Origin of the sequence: Bacillus sp. PS237, from assembly GCF_037963345.1 — a bacterium.
Lineage (GTDB): Bacteria > Bacillota > Bacilli > Bacillales > Bacillaceae > Bacillus > Bacillus subtilis.
Window position 1 is genome coordinate 2,909,811 of record NZ_CP150156.1, and the last position, 18,589, is coordinate 2,928,399.

Genomic DNA, 18,589 nt, shown 5'->3' on the forward strand with positions numbered 1-18,589 from the left:
TGTATTCATATTCAGCCGCAGCGTGAATACATATAAAAAATAGGACATGCTGACGAGAGGAGGACCGTTTTTGTGAATCAATCTTATATCACTATTTTTTTCAGAACCCTCTTTGTCATATCAATGACCGCAGGGTCGATAGCTGCGGCCTATTATTCGTTTCCGTTAACTTATCCGTTCCTGATCGCCCTTATTCTATCTTCAGTGATTCATCCTGTTGTCGATTATTTGGACAAAGTGACAGGATTCCCCCGAACGATAAATGTTCTGGGCGTTCTTGCTTTTTTTCTGCTCGCAGCCTTCGGCGTGCTCACCATTCTGGTAGCCGAAATCGTAACGGGAACAGCCTATCTAGCAAAAACGCTGCCTCCGCATATCAGCACGTTTATTTCATATTGCGAAAAATTGTTTACCACTCATATTCAGCCGCTCTATAACGAGTTAACTCTTTTGTTTCAAGAATTGGAAACGAACCAGCAGGCTTCCATCGTCACTCATATCCAGACACTCGGTGATTCTGCCGCTAAAAATGCCGGGCTCCTGCTGTCCCACATTCTAGAGATGATCCCGAGATTTTTCGCTCTTCTTCCCAATACGGCGGCGGTTCTGATTTTTTCTCTTCTGGCAACCTTTTTTATGACAAAGGATTGGCATAAGCTGAAAGCCATGCTTGTTTTAATTCTGCCGGATCGTGTGACAGCTAACAGCAAAGCAATCAGCAGCGAATTAAAAAAAGCAATGACTGGTTTTATCAAAGCACAAGCCGTCCTCGTTTTCATCACGATGGTGATTGTATTTATCGGCCTTTCTCTCTTAAAGGTTGAACACGCCGCAACAATTGCTTTTTTAATCGGGCTTGTAGATCTTCTCCCTTACTTAGGTGCCGGCTCCGTATTTGTGCCCTGGATTTTGTATTTATCGATTACGGGCCAGCTGCCCCAAGCAATCGGAATTGGTATCCTGTACCTCGTCGTTCTTATTCAGCGGCAGCTGACAGAGCCCAAGATACTAAGTAAATCTATCGGGATCGATCCGCTGGCAACACTCATCGCCCTGTTTGCCGGCTTTAAATTATTCGGGTTTTTAGGACTGATTGCGGGACCGGCTGTACTCGTCATCATCCAAGCTTTCATCACAACAGGCGCATTAAAAGAAATATGGTCCTATATCACCGTTCAGCAAAAATAAAACGGCAGCCGTTTTTTCATGGCTGCCGTTTTTTATTTGATGATGATCCGCTTATTCTTCGACATTCCTCTCAGCCATTTGAACAGAATCGGCTTACACCAGCCGCGGGTAAACGGGATAAGAAGACAGGCGCCGGCCAAATCTGATAAAAAGCCCGGAAGCATCAGCAATAGACCGCCAATGAAAATGCACAGACCGTCAGCAATCGCTTCTCCCGGCATTTTGCCATATTGAAGATCACGCTGAACCTTATAATACACTTCGGTTCCTTGTTTTTTTGCAGCTGCTGCGCCGATAATGCCAGTCAGAATCATGAATAGAACTGTCGGCAAAATACCAATCAGATTTCCTAAAAATAGGAATATACCGATTTCTATTGCCGGAAACACAATAAAAAGCAAAAACAAAAATCTCATATCCAAGCCCCCCACACGTGTAACACGTTCTGTTCAACAAAAGGCATGATAAAGAGAAAAGGAAGGGATTCCCCTTCCATTTTCACCTGTAATTAAAGAACGCTCGCACGGCCTTGATAGACTGCGCCTCTGGAAGCGTCAACTGTAATATCCTGGCCATCTGTCAAAATAGATGTCGCATTTTCCAGACCCACGATAACCGGGATGCCAAGGCTTAATCCGACTACCGCAGCATGGCTAGTCAAACCGCCTTCTTCTGTAATAAGAGCAGACGCTTTTTCAAGGGATGCAATCATATCACGGTCAGTGCTTTTGGTAACAAGTACCGCACCGTCAGTCATTTTTTGCTCAGCTTCTTTTGCATTTTGTGCAACGACAACCGGACCGTAAGCTGATTTGCGTCCAATGCCTTGGCCTTTAGCGATGATATCGCCGACAGTATGAACCTTCATTAAGTTCGTAGTGCCGGACTCACCGACAGTGCCAGCTGTAATAACGATAAGATCGCCGTGTTTTACAATTCCGCTGTTCAATGATTTTTGGACAGCATCCTCAAGCATCTCATCTGTTGAGCTCGCATTTTGGCCGCTTTCCGCGAATACGCCAGATACGAGGGCAAGCTTTCTGGAAATAGAGTCATTTACAGTAACCGCAACAATCGGAGCCTGCGGACGGTATTTTGCAATCATACGTGCTGTATGGCCGCTTTCTGTCGGCGTTACGATCGCAGCAGCATTCAGGTTAATCGCCGTATGTGCGACAGATTGTCCAATTGCGTCTGTAATTGTCATGCCCACTTGGTCTCTGCGTTTTGAGAGAATTTCTTTATAATTTAATGCTTCTTCAGAACGGGACGCGATGTTATGCATTGTTTGAACTGCTTCAACCGGGTAACTTCCGGCAGCAGTTTCACCAGAAAGCATGATCGCATCTGTTCCGTCGAAGATCGCGTTTGCAACGTCACTTGCTTCCGCACGAGTCGGACGCGGGTTGCGCTGCATGCTGTCAAGCATTTGTGTCGCTGTAATAACAGGTTTGCCCAGCGCGTTGCATTTTTTGATCAGTTCTTTTTGCACAAGCGGCACTTCTTCAGCTGGAATTTCCACACCTAAGTCTCCGCGTGCAACCATTAAGCCGTCAGACACTTCGAGAATCGCATCGATGTTGTCAACGCCCTCTTGGTTTTCGATTTTAGGGATGATTTGAATATCCTGAGCGTTGTGCTCTTCAAGAAGCTCACGGATTTCGAGCACATCCGTAGAACGTCGAATGAAAGATGGTGCGATGAAGTCTACTCCTTGCTCAATACCGAAAACGATGTCTCGCGCATCCTTTTCAGTAATCCCCGGAAGATTGACACTTACGCCCGGTACGTTAACACCTTTTTTATTTTTGAGTGTTCCGTTGTTTAATACTTTTGTTTTGATTTCGCGTTTAGCGGCATCTACATCAAGTACCTCAAGACCGATAAGGCCGTCATCTAACAGAATCGTTGAACCTTGTTCAACGTCATGGACTAAACCTTCATATGTCACTGAAATTTTATCTGTTGTTCCTACAACCTCGTCCATTGAAATAATGAGCTCTTTGCCTGTTTCAAGCTCAATACCGCCGTTTTCCATTGTATGTGTGCGGATTTCAGGACCTTTTGTATCAAGCAGAATTCCAACGTTCTTGCCAAGTTTTTTACTTGCTTCGCGGATATTTTTAATTCTTGCACCGTGCTCCTCAAAATCTCCGTGAGAAAAGTTTAATCGAGCCACGTTCATTCCTGACTCCATTAATTTCGTAAGCATTTCAATACTTTCACTTGCCGGACCGATGGTACAAACAATTTTAGTTTTTCTCATTTGGTTCACTTCCTTCTGAAATCTTCAGCCTTCAGCTGTACATTAGATAGACAGTTCTTTTGAAAGCTGATACATGTTTTGCTCAACTGTGTGTTTTGTCTCAAGTATTTCTATAATATCATGGTCTACAAGCTTATTGTTTTGTATACCTACACAGCGTCCGCCTTTTCCTTCAAGCAGCAGTTCAACTGCATATGCGCCGAGACGGCTTGCCAACACACGGTCAGCAGCACTCGGAGAACCTCCGCGCTGGATATGGCCCAATACAGATACCCTAGTTTCAAGATTTGTTTCTTCTTCAATGCGTTTCCCGAATTCAACACCGCTGCCTACACCTTCGGCAACAATAATAATACTGTGCTTCTTGCCGCGTTCGTGGCCGCGTTTTAAGCGGGCAATGATTTCGTGCATGTCATAGTCTGCCTCAGGGATTAAGATCGATTCTGCGCCCCCTGCAAGACCGGCCCACAATGCGATATCGCCGGCATGACGGCCCATTACTTCGATTACATATGTACGTTCATGAGAAGTCGCTGTATCGCGAATCTTATCAATTGCGTCAATTACTGTATTTAAAGCTGTATCGAAACCGATTGTAAAATCAGTGCCCGGAATGTCATTATCAATTGTACCCGGTACACCTACACATGGAAACCCGTGTTCCGTTAATTTTTTCGCACCCATATAGGAACCGTCTCCACCGATAACAACAAGGCCTTCAATACCAAGCTTCTTCAAGTTTGCTATCCCTTTTTCACGGCCTTCAACTGTTTTGAATTCAGGACATCTCGCCGTATAAAGCTTAGTCCCTCCACGATGTATAATATCGCCTACTGATCCGAGTTCAAGCTTTTCAATCTTTCCGCTGATCAATCCCGCGTATCCGTTGTAAATACCGTAAACTTCAACGTCATGATAGATCGCTTTTCTGACTACTGCGCGAACTGCTGCGTTCATTCCCGGGGAATCCCCGCCGCTCGTTAATACCCCTATTCGTTTCATTCTCCATTCACCTCAGCAACATATATGATTAAACATAACATGATCATTGCCCTAAAAACAATGAAAAGGGATCTCCATCCTCCCTATGAAACCTTACCTATTATACAATTAAATAAATTGTTTTTAAATAAAATTTAAGGAATGTCACAAAAAATAAACGTGAGCCAAAGGCTTCACGTTTATTTAGTTTACCCCGATATATTGATCTTCAACCGAGACTTTGCCAATTGCTTTATATTTTTCATAACGCTGCTGAACTAATTCTTCTTCGCTCAGCTTCAGTAAAGTTTTTAACGATTGTTTAAGGGTTTCGTCCATATAGCTTGCCTGCAGCTTCACATCATGGTGCGCTCCGCCTTTTACTTCTTTAATCATATGATCTATAATACCTAATTCTTTTAAATCCGGCGCAGTGATTTTCATTGTTTCTGCTGCTTTTTTAGCAAGACTGGAGTCCTTCCATAAAAGTGCCGCGGCACCTTCCGGAGAAATAACAGAATAAGTAGAGTTTTCCAGCATATGCAAGTGATTGCCTACACCCAGACCAAGGGCTCCGCCGCTTCCGCCTTCACCAATGACGATGCAGATAACAGGCACTCGAAGGCCGGCCATCTCAAACAGGTTTTTGGCAATAGCTTCACTTTGTCCTCTTTCTTCAGCTGCTCGTCCAGGGTATGCCCCCTTCGTATCAATAAAACAGATAATTGGTCTGTTAAATTTGTCAGCCTGTTTCATCAGACGAAGCGCTTTTCTGTAGCCTTCTGGATGCGGCATCCCAAAATTGCGGACTAGGTTTTCCTTCGTGTCTTTGCCGCGCTGATGCCCGATTACCGTTACAGGGAGGCCGTGGAACTTCGCAATCCCGCCGACAATGGCTTCATCGTCCCCGTACGCTCTGTCTCCGTGACATTCAAAAAAGTCGGTAAACAGGTGTTCGATATAATCAAGAGTTGTCGGACGGTCCGCCAGACGCGCGATTTGAACCCGGTCCCACGGCTTCAAATTTTTGTAAATATCATCCTGAAGCTTAGCGAGACGGTCTTCGAGCCGTTCGATTTCCGCACTTAGATCCATATCGGAATCTTGGGTGAATTTTTTTAGTTCGGCGATTTTGGTTTGCAGTTCAATCACCGGTTTTTCAAATTCTAATCTTGGAGCCACTCAATGTCACCTCCTGTTTGATGCATATCCAGCAGATTTTCTAACGTTTTTTTCATATCGTCGCGATGAATAACCGCATCAAGCTGTCCATGTTTTAATAAAAACTCAGCCGTTTGGAAGTCCTCAGGCAGTTTTTCTCCTATTGTCTGTTCAATAATCCGTCTTCCGGCAAAACCGATCAGCGCGCCAGGCTCAGCGAAATTGTAATCGCCAAGGGATGCAAAGCTTGCTGATACGCCCCCGGTAGTCGGATGCGTCATTACTGAAATAATAAGACCCTGTTCTTCACTGAACAGTTTTAACGCAGAGCTTGTCTTTGCCATCTGCATCAAACTTAATACGCCTTCCTGCATTCTAGCACCGCCTGAAGCCGTAAAAATAATAAACGGAACTTTATCAGCTTTTGCTTTTTCAATCGCAAGCGTGATTTTTTCACCGACGACTGAACCCATGCTGCCCATTCTGAATGAAGAGTCCATGACGGCGACAACAGCCGGGTGTCCGCCGATGGTGCCCTTGCCTGTCACAACAGCCTCGTTTAAGGATGTTTTCTCGCGATCTTTTTCAAGCTTTTCCAGATATCCCGGGAAACCAAGCGGATTTTCCGAGAGCATTCCCTGATTAAATTCCTCAAAGGATTGTTCATCCATCAAGCTTTCGATACGCTGTTTTGCGTTCATTGGGAAATGATAATCGCAGTTCATGCATACCCGCATATTTTTATCCAACTCTTTAGTGAGCATGATTTTTTTACACTTAGGACATTTTGTCATAATGCCTTCCGGAACATCGTGCTTCGCTTGATCAGACGGTACGGAAGCATACTTTTTCTTTTTCGTGAATATATCCTTTAACAAATGATTACCTCCCTTTTGTGAAGGGTTCTCTTCACCGCATGTCATCAAACAGATAGACTTGCTAATAACTTTACCGAAACTATTGTACTTTTTTTGTCAAACGCTGTCATCCTCAATTCGACAACTTTTTATTCGATGACGTGCTCGGAAAGGCTTGTATGAAATCAGATAAGGTGTTGAAACGACAAGGTTGACAGCGCATTCAAAAATAATGTTAAACCCGGCTGAAATTTTTTTAAGGCTAACCCCCTAAAAAAATTTCAGCCGTCAGTTTAACTTGAGAACAGCGCGCCGGTCTCCGCCAACGCGCTGCCATTTTTGGAATGAATTAAAATTATTCACCAATAATCGTAAGTTTTCTTGTTTTTTCTGCGACTTCCTCAGGGTCAACAGTGATTCTTGCAACACCTGTTTCCATCGCAGCTTTTGCCACAGCCTTCGCAACAGCAGGCGCAACACGTTTATCAAACGGTGCAGGGATGACATAGTCTGCGCTAAGCTCATCTTCTGAAACCAGTGAAGCAATGGCTTCAACCGCTGCGATTTTCATTTCCTCGTTAATATGAGTGGCACGCACATCAAGCGCTCCGCGGAAAATACCAGGGAATGCAAGAACATTGTTTACTTGGTTCGGGAAGTCAGAACGGCCAGTTCCGACAACGCTTGCTCCGGCTTCACGCGCATCTTCCGGCATGATTTCCGGATTTGGATTTGCCATTGCAAAGATAATCGGATCTTTTGCCATGCTTTGAACCATTTCTTTTGTTAACGCGCCTGCTACAGAGACACCGATAAATACGTCAGCATCAACGATAACATCTTTCAGAGAACCGTCTTTGCGATCTTGGTTCGTGAACTTCGCCACTTCATTTTTGACATCGTTCATGCCGTTCGGGCGCCCTTCATAAATGGCCCCTTTGGAATCGCACATCACAATGTCGCGAACGCCATAATGATGAAGAAGCTTGATAATCGCAATGCCAGCCGCACCCGCGCCGTTTGCGACAACTTTAATGGATGACATGGATTTTCCAGACAGTTTCAGCGCGTTCACAAGACCTGCTACGGTTACAATGGCAGTACCGTGCTGATCATCATGGAAAACCGGGATGTTTGTTTCTTTTTTGAGGCGCTCTTCAATGATAAAGCAGTTTGGCGCTGCAATATCTTCAAGGTTGACGCCGCCAAATGTCGGTTCCAGCAATTTTACAGTTTCAACGATTTTATCAACATCGTTTGTGTTTAAAGCAATCGGGAACGCATCTACGCCCGCAAAGCTTTTGAAAAGAACTGCTTTCCCTTCCATAACAGGAAGCGCCGCTTCAGGGCCGATGTTTCCAAGGCCAAGCACAGCTGTACCGTCAGTTACAACTGCTACCATGTTCCCCTTCATTGTATAATCATATACTTTGTTAATGTCTTCATGAATATCCTTACACGGTTCTGCAACACCCGGAGAATACGCGAGGCTTAAATCTTTCGCATTTCTGACCTCTACTTTTGATTTAGACTCCAGTTTCCCCTGGTTGACTTTATGCAGGTGTAATGCTTCTTCTCTTAATGACATTCTCCTAAACACTCCTTATGGATATTTTTTGATTCGTATACTGCTGCGTTGATTGCTGCATTCTGCGGAGTAAATCTATCTGAATATTTAAACAGGATCACATAATTGCTCCAATTGTATAACAAAAAGCGAATCGTTACCACTGTTTTAAAACGACGTTTTTTTGACCCAACAGCTCTTTTAAGCGATATAACACCTGGTGATCTGCATTGATATGGAACGACTCAGGTAGCTTAATCGTCTGTTTTTGCCTTTCATAATAGAGATAAACGCCTGTTTCCCCTTTATGCTCCAGCAAAATGCGCTTAATCTTTGCCAGGATCTCCTGGCTGTGCTGACTGCTTTCTATTTTTATATAAACCGATGGCGCTTTTTCTGCATCCATATCTTCTAATAATTCTGCCCGGGACATGATGAATTGGATCTTATCTTGTCTAACTTCACATTTCCCCGCAGTGAACAAAAGAGCGCCTTCTCTTAAAACGGGAGAAAGCTGTCTGAATTGTTCAGGGAAGACTACGGCTTCCATCTCGCCGGTTTCATCACTGAGCGTTAAAAACGCCATGTTTTGACCTGTTTTCGTCCGAATCGTTTTGATCTTCGACAGCAGAACGCCTAGTGAAAGCTGCCTTTTGACTGCCCGCTGAGCCTGCAGAATGGAGACTGCTCCTTGCGCAGTGAGCTGTTTTCGGAAGGCGGAGAGGGGATGATTTGAAAAATAAATGCCAAGCGTTTCCTTTTCAAACGCAAGTAAATCCACCAGAGGAAGCTCCTCCGTCTCCACATACTTCGGCTTAATTGAAAACGATTCATCTAAAAACAATCCCATTTGGTCATCGTCCGCGGCGAATAGCTCAGCATGTTCCAAAGCAACATCAATGGATGCGAGCAGCGTGGCCCGGTTTTGGCCGAATTCGTCCATCGCACCAGAAAAGATAAGTGCTTCAAGCATTTTGCGATTTACGCTTTTTGACGGCACGCGAAAGCAGAAATCGAAAAGATCTTCAAATGGTTTCTCTTTTCTTGCTTTATATATATCTTTGACTGCTGAGACGCCTACACTTTTTATCGCGCGGAGGCTGTATCTGACAGATCCGTTTTCAACTGTAAACGGAAAACTGCTTTTATTCACTGACGGAGGAAGGATACGAATCCCGCTCCCCTTTGCTTCGTAAAGATATTGAGAGATTTTATCCTCATTGCCAATGACGCTTGTCAGCAATCCGCACATAAAATATAACGGATAATGAGCTTTCAAATACGCAAGCTGGCACCCGATCATGCTGTATGCCACCGCATGGCTTCTGTTAAAGCCATAGTTTGCGAATTTGACGATTAAATCGTAGACCTCATTTGCAGTGTCTACAGAATACTCCTTTTTTAAGCACCCTTCAACAAAATGGCTTCGCTCTCTGTCCAGGATTTCTTTTTTCTTTTTGCTGACCGCCCTTCTCAATAGGTCCGCTTCGCCTAAAGAAAACCCCGCCATACGGGAAGCAATCATCATAATTTGTTCCTGATACACAATGACGCCATATGTATCTTCCAAAATGCTCCTTAAATCTTCATGAGGATAGTGAACAGGCGCCCGACCGTGTTTACGGTCGATAAATAACGGAATATTTTCCATCGGACCCGGCCGGTACAGTGCATTGACCGCCACAATATCTTCTAGGCCCGAAGGTTTCAGCCGTTTCAAGACGCTTCTCATCCCTGCAGATTCAAGCTGGAAAATGCCTGTCGTATCCCCTTTTGACAGCAAGGAGAACGTTTTGTCATCGCTGTAGGAAATACTTGAAAGGTCTATTTTAATATTTTCTTCTTTTTCAATCATTGAAGTGATGGATTCAATAAGTGTCAGATTCCTCAAACCTAAGAAATCCATTTTTAAAAGGCCCAAGTCTTCAAGATGGTCCATCGCGTATTGCGTTAAATAGATCCCTTCATGCCCTTCTTGAAGCGGAACAACATCTGTTAACGGTTCTTCACTCAGGACAACGCCCGCTGCGTGGGTTGATGCATGCCTTGGCAGCCCTTCTATTTTCCGGGCAATTGAATAGACTTGCTGAAGCAGGCTTGACTCCCGAAGCCGCTTATCCAGCTGCGGTGACTGCTGTCTCGCTTCATCCAGCGTCATTCCCGGTCTTGAAGGAATGAGTTTTGCAAGCTGATCTGCCTCCTTCGGGCTGACGCCGAATACTCTGCCGACGTCCCGGAGCGCCGCCTTTGCCGCAAGTGTTCCAAAGGTGATAATCTGTGCGACGTGCATTGCACCGTATTTCTGCTGAACATATTGAATGACTTCATCCCTTCTAGTATCGGGAAAGTCAATATCAATATCCGGCATGCTGACGCGTTCGGGATTTAAAAATCTTTCAAACAGAAGGTGATGCTTAATCGGGTCAACATCTGTGATATACAGCACATATGCCACAAGAGAACCCGCCGCAGAACCCCTTCCCGGTCCTGTAACAATCCCTTTTTCATGGGCGTGCTTCATAAAATCCCACACGATCAGAAAGTAATCGCTGAACTTCATCCGCTTGATGACATCAAGCTCATATTGAAGACGGCGAAGGTATCGTTCATCAGGCTTGCCGAAACGGCTGCGGAGTCCCTCCATACAGATATCCGTTAAATAATCATCAGCGGACGTTCCGTCTGGGGTCGGAAAAGACGGTAGACGGGTCTGCCCGAGACTGACGTCAACCCGGCATTGTTCCGCGATCTCTACAGAAGCTTGCAGTGCCTCGGGATGCTCTCGATAAATGTTTTGCATTTCTTCGAGTGGTTTCAAATCGAGATCAGGCAAATCTTCAGCGGGTGCATCCGTCAGTTTTTCCCCCGCTTTAATCGCTTTCAAACAACGGTAGGCAGCCTTATCTTCCTTCCTTATGTAATGCACATCGCCTGTGGCCGTAACAGGGATACCCGTTTCTTCTGACAGCTTTAGAATCTGCTCAGACAAGACTTGATTCCCTTTAAAAGGCTGATAGGAGAAATAAAAAGCTCCCTTTCCGAATATAGACTGAAATTCCAGCGAGGCTTGAGCAGCCTGTTCGAACAGCCCTCCTTCAAGAAGCGTTTCAATATATCCTTTTTCGCCGGGCGTTATTGCGATAATCCCTTCTCGATAACTGTGAAGCCATTTCGGCTTCAGTCCGCCTTTTGATTTAGATTGCAGAACGCTGCTGATTTTCAGCAGGTTTTGATAGCCTGTATTCGATTTTGCCAGCAGGACGAGCGGGTATGCTTCAAGCTCGCTGTCATCTGTAAAAACAGAAGCCGTCAAACCGATTATTGGGTTGATCCCTCTCGCCTTGCAAGCTTTATAAAATTGAATAGCTCCGTACATGACATGATCATCTGTCAGCGCCAAAGACGCATATCCGAGCCTGTCAGCTTCACTGACGAGTTCTTCCACAGCCGCGGCGCTGTTTAGCAGGCTATACCCGCTATGCACTTGCAGGTGAACAAAAGACATGCTATCACCTCTTTCTCATTACGATCCATTTCTTCCTTCATTATAAGGCCGGTTTCCAAAAGAAACAAATGTTCTTTTTTGACTCATCATCATACTTGTCCTGAAAGCTCAATATGATATAAAAGGTGAGGTGATAAAGATGGATCAGGAAGCAGGATTTATGGTGAATTTTATCAATAGCTACTTCATTGCGTTAGGGGTGCTGATCGGGGGCGCACTCATCGGAGGGCTCGGAGCATACTTGGCAGGCGAACCCCCGCTTACAGCCATTACAAAGCTTGCCAACCGGTTAAAAATATGGGCGCTTGTCGCAGCTATCGGAGGCACCTTTGATGCGGTATACAGCTTTGAACGCGGCATACTCGAAGGCAATACGAGAGATATCTTTAAACAGCTTCTTTTAATTATTTCGGCCATGGGGGGCGCGCAAAGCGGCTGGCTTATTATATCATGGCTGACCCAGGAGCATCTTTCTTCATGAGGGTCCCCCAGCATTACAAAAAACCGGGATGGCAGCGTTTTTTCGCGGGAATGATGTGCGGAGCCGTAATCAGCTGGTTCTTTTTCCTGTTTACTTACGGAACATTCCAAGAGGAGCAGGTCAGCCTCATCGAAAAGCAAAAAGAGCATGTAAAAGACTTGAACAATCAAATTTCGATCTATCAGGAAGACCTCCATAAACTGAATGAAGATAATAAAAGAAAACTGCTGATTCAAAGCGTCAGCGTCAAATTGCTGAATGGGGATAAATATAAAATATCACAGCCGGATAAAACGAAATTCGAGGAGCATGTAAAGGATGATATTTCAGAGGTGATTACAAAAGACATAGAGAGCGTCTATCAAACAAAGGATCTCTTGAAGCGGACAATTGAAAATAAAGTCTATATGATCAATGAAAAAAAATACGAGGCAACCGTCAGAGAATTGATTATTTATACGAGGCTGACAGTGGAACTTGAAATTTCTTTCGCCACATAATTATGGATTTTTTTTAAATTCTCCAAACTTCTGTCGCTTTTTCCCATTCTTTTTTATAAACTATATGTGAGGCTTAATGGCGAAAGGAAGGAGGAAGGGAAATGGAGGTTTACAGTGACCGTCAGTTAGCAAAAGATCAAGCAGCCCGTCTCAGACAAGGTTTTTCTGCATATGCCGAAACAAACTCACTCGCTTCCCTCATCAAAAAAGAACTTCAATCACACAATCTCCAAGTCTACGAGGACCTTACTGATTTCGGCTGCTGGTTCATCCCCGTCACAGATGAACACTAAGAGAGAGGGTCTCCCCTCTACTCGTGTTCTTTACATAATGTTTCCAGATCAGCTAAAATACGATCAGCTTCATCCCAGCTGTAAATAGAGGCGCCTGAAGCTAACGGATGCCCTCCGCCGTTATATTTCCGGGCAAGTCCGTTAATGACAGGCCCCTTCGAACGGAATCTGACTCTGATTTGATCGTCTTCTTCTACGAAAAACACCCAGGCGCGAATACCTGAGATATTGCCAAGCGTCCCGACAAGCTGCGACGCTTCAGAAGCCGTTGTGCCGAATTTTTCAAGCGTATCCTTTTTGATGAAAACAGAAGCCGCCCCGTTTTCGGACAAAGACACATTTTGAAAGATAAAGCCGTTAAGCTTCACCACATTCAGTTTTGTTTCATACAATTGATTAAATAACTCTGAGGAAGAGAATGGATACTGAATGAGCTCGCCTGCATATTTTAGTGTTTTTTCCGTGGTATTCGGAAATAAAAAGCGTCCGGTATCTCCAACAATGCCGGCGTAGATCAGCTCTGCCGCTTTCGTATTCAGCTTCCAGCCGTGCTCTTTTCCTTCTAAATACAGCTCGTAAATCATTTCACTTACTGAGCTGGCGCTTGTATCGACCCAGAGAAGGTCACCGTATGGATCTTCGTTCGGATGGTGGTCGATTTTCATTAGTTTGGCGCCTGAAGGATAACGCTGATCGTCGATTCTTTCCTGATTTGCCGTATCGCAGACAATGACAAGTGCGCCTTCATATGTTTCATTGTCCACCTCATCAAGGGAATATAAGAAAGAGAGGGACGGTTCAGGCGTGCCGACCGCAAAAATATTTTTTTCAGGATATGTTTCACGCAGGATTTCCGTAAGCCCACACTGTGATCCGTAGGCATCCGGATCAGGACGCACATGTCTATGTAAGATAATCGTGTCATATAATGATATGGTTCTGATCAATTCTGTTTTCATTTGATACTCCTTTATTGTTTTTATTCATTAAATCACATTCTCTGCCGACGGAAAAGAAAAATAACGTCAAAACCAAGCCCGTTTTTGTATAAAATGGGGTTGTAAACTTTTACGATGGAGGATTTCATTTATGCTGGTTCTTGTTTTTTTGATTGGGCTTTCAGCCTGCTTTTATGTGTACTATAAAGTAAAAGGCGTACGGGCAAAGCCATCTTTGGCAAAAGAAATATGTTCAGCAAAATCAAGCATGGCCTTAGGGTCACTAGTCCTGTTCTACGGGCTTAACCAAATGATATTATTCCATTCAGTATTAACGTTAGTAATCGGCGGTATCTTTATCGTCATAGGAGCAGGAAGCGCTTGGGCAGGTTATAAAGCCTTCAGGCATTACAATCCCCTTCACGCCAAAGAAGCTGAAAGAGATCACGCGTAAGGGGCGCCTGAACGTCCCTTAGCTTCTTTCCATCAGCTGAACCATCAGCATCGCTTTAGACACGATATGACCTTGGCTGTGCACTTCCACTTCCATTTTCCCAAACTTTCTGCCGGCCTCCAAGATGCGAGGTTTGACTTCGATGACTGATTCCATCTGCACAGGCTTCAAAAAGAAGATGGTGATGCTCTCTATGACGAGTTCGCCGCGTTTTTTCGAGCGCAAAAATCGGTTTGCCGCTTGCGTCAAAATGGTCGTAAATACGCCATAAGAAATGGTTCCAAGCTGATTTGTCATTTGCGGCGTGACTTCATACTCGTAAACCGTTTGATCTTCTTTATCATCACCCTCATCTTTAAACCCCCTTGAAACGATATCATCAAGCTTCTCCCCGACCTGCGGCTGCTTTTGAATCATTTGAAGAGCTTTCAATACGTCTTGGCGGCTGATCATGCCGATGAGTTTTTGGTGGCCGTCAGTGACGGGAAGCACTTCGATCCCTTCCCATACCATCATTTGCGCAGCTGAAGCGACAGATGTTTTCCCAATAACCGTGACGGGATTTTTGGTCATGACTTTTTCTATAGATGCATTTCGGTCATGGCCAGCAATATCTTTTGATGTCAGAATGCCATGGATTTTCATTTGATCGTCGACAACCGGGAAGCGGCCGTGCCCCGTTTCAAAATTTTTCTCATACCATTTTTCAAGTTTATCCTTAGGCGAAAGATATACCGTGCGGTCAGCAGGTGTTAGGATGTCCTCCACCAAAACAATTTCTTTTTTGATCAGCTGGTCATATATTGCCCGGTTAATCATCGCGGCAACTGTAAAGGTGTCATAGCTCGTGGATAAAATCGGCAGTTCAAGCTCATCTGCCAGCTGCACAATGCTGTCATCCGTGTTAAAGCCCCCGGTCACCAATACGGCCGCGCCCGCTTCAAGCGCCTGCCTGTGTGCATTGATTCTGTTTCCGACAATCAAAAGATTCCCCGCTGCGGTGTAACGCATCATCGCGTCAAGCTCCATCGCGCCGATGACGAATTTATTCAATGTCTTATGGAGCCCTGCCCTGCCTCCGAGCACTTGTCCGTCTATAACATTTACAACCTCTGCATAGGTAAGCTTTTCAATGTTCTCTTTTTTCTTTTGTTCAATTCTGATTGTGCCCACACGTTCAATCGTGCTGACAAACCCTTTATTCTCTGCTTCCTTGATCGCTCTGTACGCGGTTCCTTCGCTTACTTTCATTTCCTTTGCAATTCTTCGGACAGAAATTTTTTCACCGACAGGCAGTGAATCGATATACGTTAAAATTTGTTCATGCTTCGTTGCCAAGCCTTTCACCTCTAAGGACAGTCTTCTTGTTTTTATTATAAGGTTTCAAAGGATTTATACGCAATGAGGCTGGAAAATAAAAAAGAAGCCCGACCGGCTTCTTACAGCGTTGATTTCGTTCCAGTCAAACGCAAGGACCACGTGATTCCTTTTACATCGTAAAGCGGAAAAACCTTTATTTTTCTTTTAAATGGACATCAACCGCTGTCTTAACAATATTTCGATTCCCTATTTTAGATAAAACAAATAAAACTGCGGATAGCCATATCGCCCCTATGGCCGTATAGATCAATGGATGAACAGCTGTGTTTGCGATCCATTCATTTATTAATGTTCTGGCATTTACCAGAATAATAAATCCTCCTACAAGCACACCCATCAATTGCGGATGAAACTTCTGCACCAGCCATGCTGCGATAGGGGCAGCGATAATTCCGCCGGCCATTAGTGAAAACACCCATAACCAATTGACGTCCTCCCATCCTAATGAAATAAGAAAACCGGCGGTTGCAGATACGGCGATGGCAAATTCACTTGTGTCTACAGTCCCGACAACTTTCCTCGGGCTCAAGCCTTTGCGGGATAATAAAATCGGAGTGGTCACCGGTCCCCAGCCGCCTCCGCCTGTGGCATCTGCAAAACCAGCGATCACTCCCAATGGGATGGATTGTTTTCGGTTTAACGGCACATGCTTCTTCTCAAGAGCCGGCTTATATTGAAATAAAAACCTGATCAATACATATCCGCCCAGAAGGAGCAAAAACAAAGAAATATAGGGTTTCGCCACATCTCCAGGTAATTGGCTGAGGAATGCCGCGCCTAAAAAAGCGCCTATAGAGCCGGGAATGACAAGCTGATAAACGGTTTGTTTGTCAACATTGCCAAATTTAATATGCGACACTCCCGATGCGGCAGTCGTTACGACTTCCGCTAAATGGACAGAAGCCGAAGCCACAGCAGGTGTGATGCCAAACGCCAATAACAAAGAAGTTGAGGTAACCCCATAAGCCATACCTAACGAACCGTCTATTAACTGCGACAATAAACCAATAAATGCAAAAACGATTAATTTCTTCATCAGAACACCCCATCTATATCAATCAGATATTTTTGACTCTTCATTCGAATCTAACAATCTCTTGGCGCTTTCATATAAAAAATAAGAGGCTTTGATAATTGCAGTTTCATCTATTGTAAATGCAGGGTGGTGCCAATCATGATCACCGTCTGTTCCAAAAAACGCAAAGGATCCCGGAATATGCTCAAGATAATAAGCAAAATCTTCCCCCGCGGTTGATGGGGCGGGATCAATGACTTGAAGTTTCGCTTTATGTGCAGCGTCTCGCACCAGCCCCGTAATTGCCTCATCATTACAAAGCGGCGGCGGTCCGGAATGCCACTTCACATTTGCCTTTAACGAGAAAGCGGCAGAAATCTGCTCTGTGACTGCAAAAAAACGCTGTTTCACTTGATTACGAACCTCTGAATCAAATGTACGAACAGTGCCCTCAATGACCACTGTATCCGGAATGACATTCCAAGTGCTGCCGCCGTTGATTTTCCCTACGGTTAAAATCGCGCTTTGCAGCGGGTTTACATTTCTGCTTACAATCGTTTGCAGGGCGACAATAAGCTGAGAGGCGCCGATAATTGGATCAAAACCATTATGCGGCAATGCTGCATGAGCACCTTTCCCTTCTATCTCTACTTTAAATCGGTCAACAGCAGCCATAAGCGGGCCTGTTTTTAACCCTACAGTCCCAACCGCGATATCCGGTTTATTGTGAAGGCCAATAACCGCATCAATGCCATCCAGTTGGCCGTCCTCTATCACTTTTGTAGCGCCTGCACCCGCTTCCTCTGCTGGCTGAAATAATAAACGAATCTTTCCTTTCAGACTGTCTTGATTTTCCTTCAATAAAAAGGCCGCACCAAGAAGCGCTGCCGTATGAAAATCATGACCGCACGCATGCATGATCCCTTTATGTTTAGACGCATAAGGCAATCCTGTTTTTTCTTCAATTGGCAAGGCGTCAATATCAGCCCTCAAAGCAATCGCCGGACCTTCTGACTCCCCTGCTATGTCTGCGAACACACCCGTTTTTAGAGCAGTAGGGCGAATCTGTATCCCCTTTTCTTTAAGGCATTTTTTTATAAAAGCAGTTGTTTCAAATTCTTCTTTTGACAGTTCAGGATATTGGTGCAGGTGCCGGCGAATGCCGATGAGCTGCTTTTCTAGCGTTGAGAGATTTACGGGATTAGACTCCTCTTTCAACGTCAGGATGTCATTTCCTGTAGTCTGATATGGATAGGAGCCTTCTATATTTCTCCAATAATCCAAAGACATATGTTCCGCTCCTTTCCCTATCCCAATATATTTTCTTCAGACTCTTCAACATAAGATGAAATAAATCGGTTCAATTTATCAGCAAGACCGCCCGCCCCAAATCTTATATACTTGCTGGAAACTTTCGGATTATCTTCTTTCAAAAAGCTTAAAAAAGATAAAATATAAATGCGCCTGTAAGCTACTTGTGTAATTCCGTACTCAAAAAACCAGTTATCAATGACATTGTATACGCCTCGGTTGACGCCATATAGGTTATTACATTTCTTGTAAAAGCAGAGATCCGGAAGATTTAACTCCTGATGGGAAAGAAGGCTTTCTTTTTTGTTTGGTGCCATAATCCCAATCAGCTCAAAGCGTTTTGCAACGCACGAAATATCCTTTTTAATTTGCTTTGTTAAAGACTCCAAAGAATCAAACCTTCTTTCTTCTCTAATTTTAAAGAGAATGCTGCATTCGATTTTTTCTCCATAAATGTCTCTATGAAAGTCAAACAAAAAAATCTCCAATGTCTTTTCAAGGTTAGAGCCCACCGTCGGTTTCACACCGATATTCATAACCCCTAAATGAAATTGATGATTGACTGTCGCCAGAACCCCATAAACTCCATTACGCAGCCCATGTATTTTTGCATCTACATTTGCCGTGGGGAATCCAAGCTTTCTGCCTAATTGTTTTCCTTTCACAACCGTACCGGCAATGATCGTCAAAAA

17 protein-coding genes are annotated in these 18,589 nt (G+C 44.4%); 5 read left to right on the forward strand and 12 right to left on the reverse strand.

What is annotated here, in order from left to right; translation table 11 throughout:
• Positions 1–72: 72 nt before the first annotated feature.
• Positions 73–1,188 (forward strand): sporulation integral membrane protein YtvI, encoded by a 1,116-nt coding sequence (gene ytvI, locus NST22_RS15170; RefSeq protein WP_004399115.1) that lies wholly within the window; start codon positions 73–75, stop codon positions 1,186–1,188.
• Between the two features lie 32 nt (positions 1,189–1,220).
• Here the strand turns inward: ytvI and NST22_RS15175 are convergent, their stop codons facing one another.
• From NST22_RS15175 to dnaE, 7 genes are all read right to left on the reverse strand, one after another.
• Entirely contained in the window at positions 1,221–1,604 is a 384-nt protein-coding gene (locus tag NST22_RS15175; protein ID WP_003246085.1) for an FxsA family protein, read from the reverse strand.
• Between the two features lie 92 nt (positions 1,605–1,696).
• Positions 1,697–3,454 (reverse strand): pyruvate kinase, encoded by a 1,758-nt coding sequence (pyk, locus tag NST22_RS15180; protein WP_004398560.1) that lies wholly within the window; start codon positions 3,452–3,454, stop codon positions 1,697–1,699.
• Between the two features lie 42 nt (positions 3,455–3,496).
• Positions 3,497–4,456 (reverse strand): 6-phosphofructokinase, encoded by a 960-nt coding sequence (gene pfkA / locus NST22_RS15185; protein WP_003229420.1) that lies wholly within the window; start codon positions 4,454–4,456, stop codon positions 3,497–3,499.
• Positions 4,457–4,639: 183 nt separating this feature from the next.
• Positions 4,640–5,617, reverse strand: coding sequence for an acetyl-CoA carboxylase carboxyl transferase subunit alpha (gene accA / locus NST22_RS15190; protein ID WP_003229417.1), 978 nt, complete (start codon positions 5,615–5,617; stop codon positions 4,640–4,642).
• Positions 5,602–6,474: an acetyl-CoA carboxylase, carboxyltransferase subunit beta gene (accD, locus tag NST22_RS15195; RefSeq protein ID WP_003223544.1), complete on the reverse strand. Its 873-nt coding sequence runs from the start codon at positions 6,472–6,474 to the stop codon at positions 5,602–5,604. The genes accA and accD overlap by 16 nt, the downstream gene beginning before the upstream one ends.
• A 334-nt stretch (positions 6,475–6,808) precedes the next feature.
• On the reverse strand, positions 6,809–8,041 hold the full coding sequence (gene maeB, locus NST22_RS15200; RefSeq protein ID WP_003229415.1) for an NADP-dependent malic enzyme: 1,233 nt from the start codon (positions 8,039–8,041) through the stop codon (positions 6,809–6,811).
• Positions 8,042–8,177: 136 nt separating this feature from the next.
• On the reverse strand, positions 8,178–11,525 hold the full coding sequence (gene dnaE / locus NST22_RS15205; protein WP_003229412.1) for a DNA polymerase III subunit alpha: 3,348 nt from the start codon (positions 11,523–11,525) through the stop codon (positions 8,178–8,180).
• A gap of 139 nt (positions 11,526–11,664) precedes the next feature.
• Here dnaE and ytrH point away from each other — a divergent pair, with 139 nt between their 5' ends.
• The 3 genes from ytrH to NST22_RS15220 all read left to right on the forward strand — a co-directional run bounded on the left by ytrH (position 11,665) and on the right by NST22_RS15220 (position 12,799).
• Positions 11,665–12,006: a sporulation membrane protein YtrH gene (gene ytrH, locus NST22_RS15210; protein ID WP_003229410.1), complete on the forward strand. Its 342-nt coding sequence runs from the start codon at positions 11,665–11,667 to the stop codon at positions 12,004–12,006.
• Positions 12,003–12,506, forward strand: coding sequence for a sporulation membrane protein YtrI (gene ytrI, locus NST22_RS15215; protein WP_003229408.1), 504 nt, complete (start codon positions 12,003–12,005; stop codon positions 12,504–12,506). The genes ytrH and ytrI overlap by 4 nt, the downstream gene beginning before the upstream one ends.
• Positions 12,507–12,607: 101 nt before the next feature.
• Positions 12,608–12,799 (forward strand): hypothetical protein, encoded by a 192-nt coding sequence (locus tag NST22_RS15220; RefSeq protein WP_003229407.1) that lies wholly within the window; start codon positions 12,608–12,610, stop codon positions 12,797–12,799.
• Positions 12,800–12,816: 17 nt separating this feature from the next.
• Here NST22_RS15220 and nrnA read toward each other — a convergent pair whose 3' ends face one another.
• Entirely contained in the window at positions 12,817–13,758 is a 942-nt protein-coding gene (gene nrnA / locus NST22_RS15225; protein ID WP_004398971.1) for a bifunctional oligoribonuclease/PAP phosphatase NrnA, read from the reverse strand.
• Between the two features lie 130 nt (positions 13,759–13,888).
• Here nrnA and NST22_RS15230 point away from each other — a divergent pair, with 130 nt between their 5' ends.
• Positions 13,889–14,191, forward strand: a complete 303-nt coding sequence (locus NST22_RS15230; RefSeq protein WP_003229401.1) for a YtpI family protein — start codon at positions 13,889–13,891, stop codon at positions 14,189–14,191.
• An 18-nt stretch (positions 14,192–14,209) separates the two neighbouring features.
• Here NST22_RS15230 and NST22_RS15235 read toward each other — a convergent pair whose 3' ends face one another.
• The 4 genes from NST22_RS15235 to ribR form a co-directional block, all read right to left on the reverse strand.
• Positions 14,210–15,529: a CBS domain-containing protein gene (locus NST22_RS15235; protein ID WP_004398641.1), complete on the reverse strand. Its 1,320-nt coding sequence runs from the start codon at positions 15,527–15,529 to the stop codon at positions 14,210–14,212.
• A 175-nt stretch (positions 15,530–15,704) separates the two neighbouring features.
• Positions 15,705–16,607, reverse strand: coding sequence for a sulfite exporter TauE/SafE family protein (locus NST22_RS15240; protein WP_003246070.1), 903 nt, complete (start codon positions 16,605–16,607; stop codon positions 15,705–15,707).
• A gap of 18 nt (positions 16,608–16,625) precedes the next feature.
• A complete protein-coding gene (sndA, locus tag NST22_RS15245; RefSeq protein WP_003229395.1) occupies positions 16,626–17,876 on the reverse strand; it encodes an S-alkyl-N-acetyl-metabolite deacetylase SndA in 1,251 nt (416 codons plus the stop codon).
• A gap of 17 nt (positions 17,877–17,893) precedes the next feature.
• On the reverse strand, positions 17,894–18,586 hold the full coding sequence (gene ribR, locus NST22_RS15250; protein ID WP_003229393.1) for an RNA-binding riboflavin kinase RibR: 693 nt from the start codon (positions 18,584–18,586) through the stop codon (positions 17,894–17,896).
• Between the last annotated feature and the right edge of the window lie 3 nt (positions 18,587–18,589).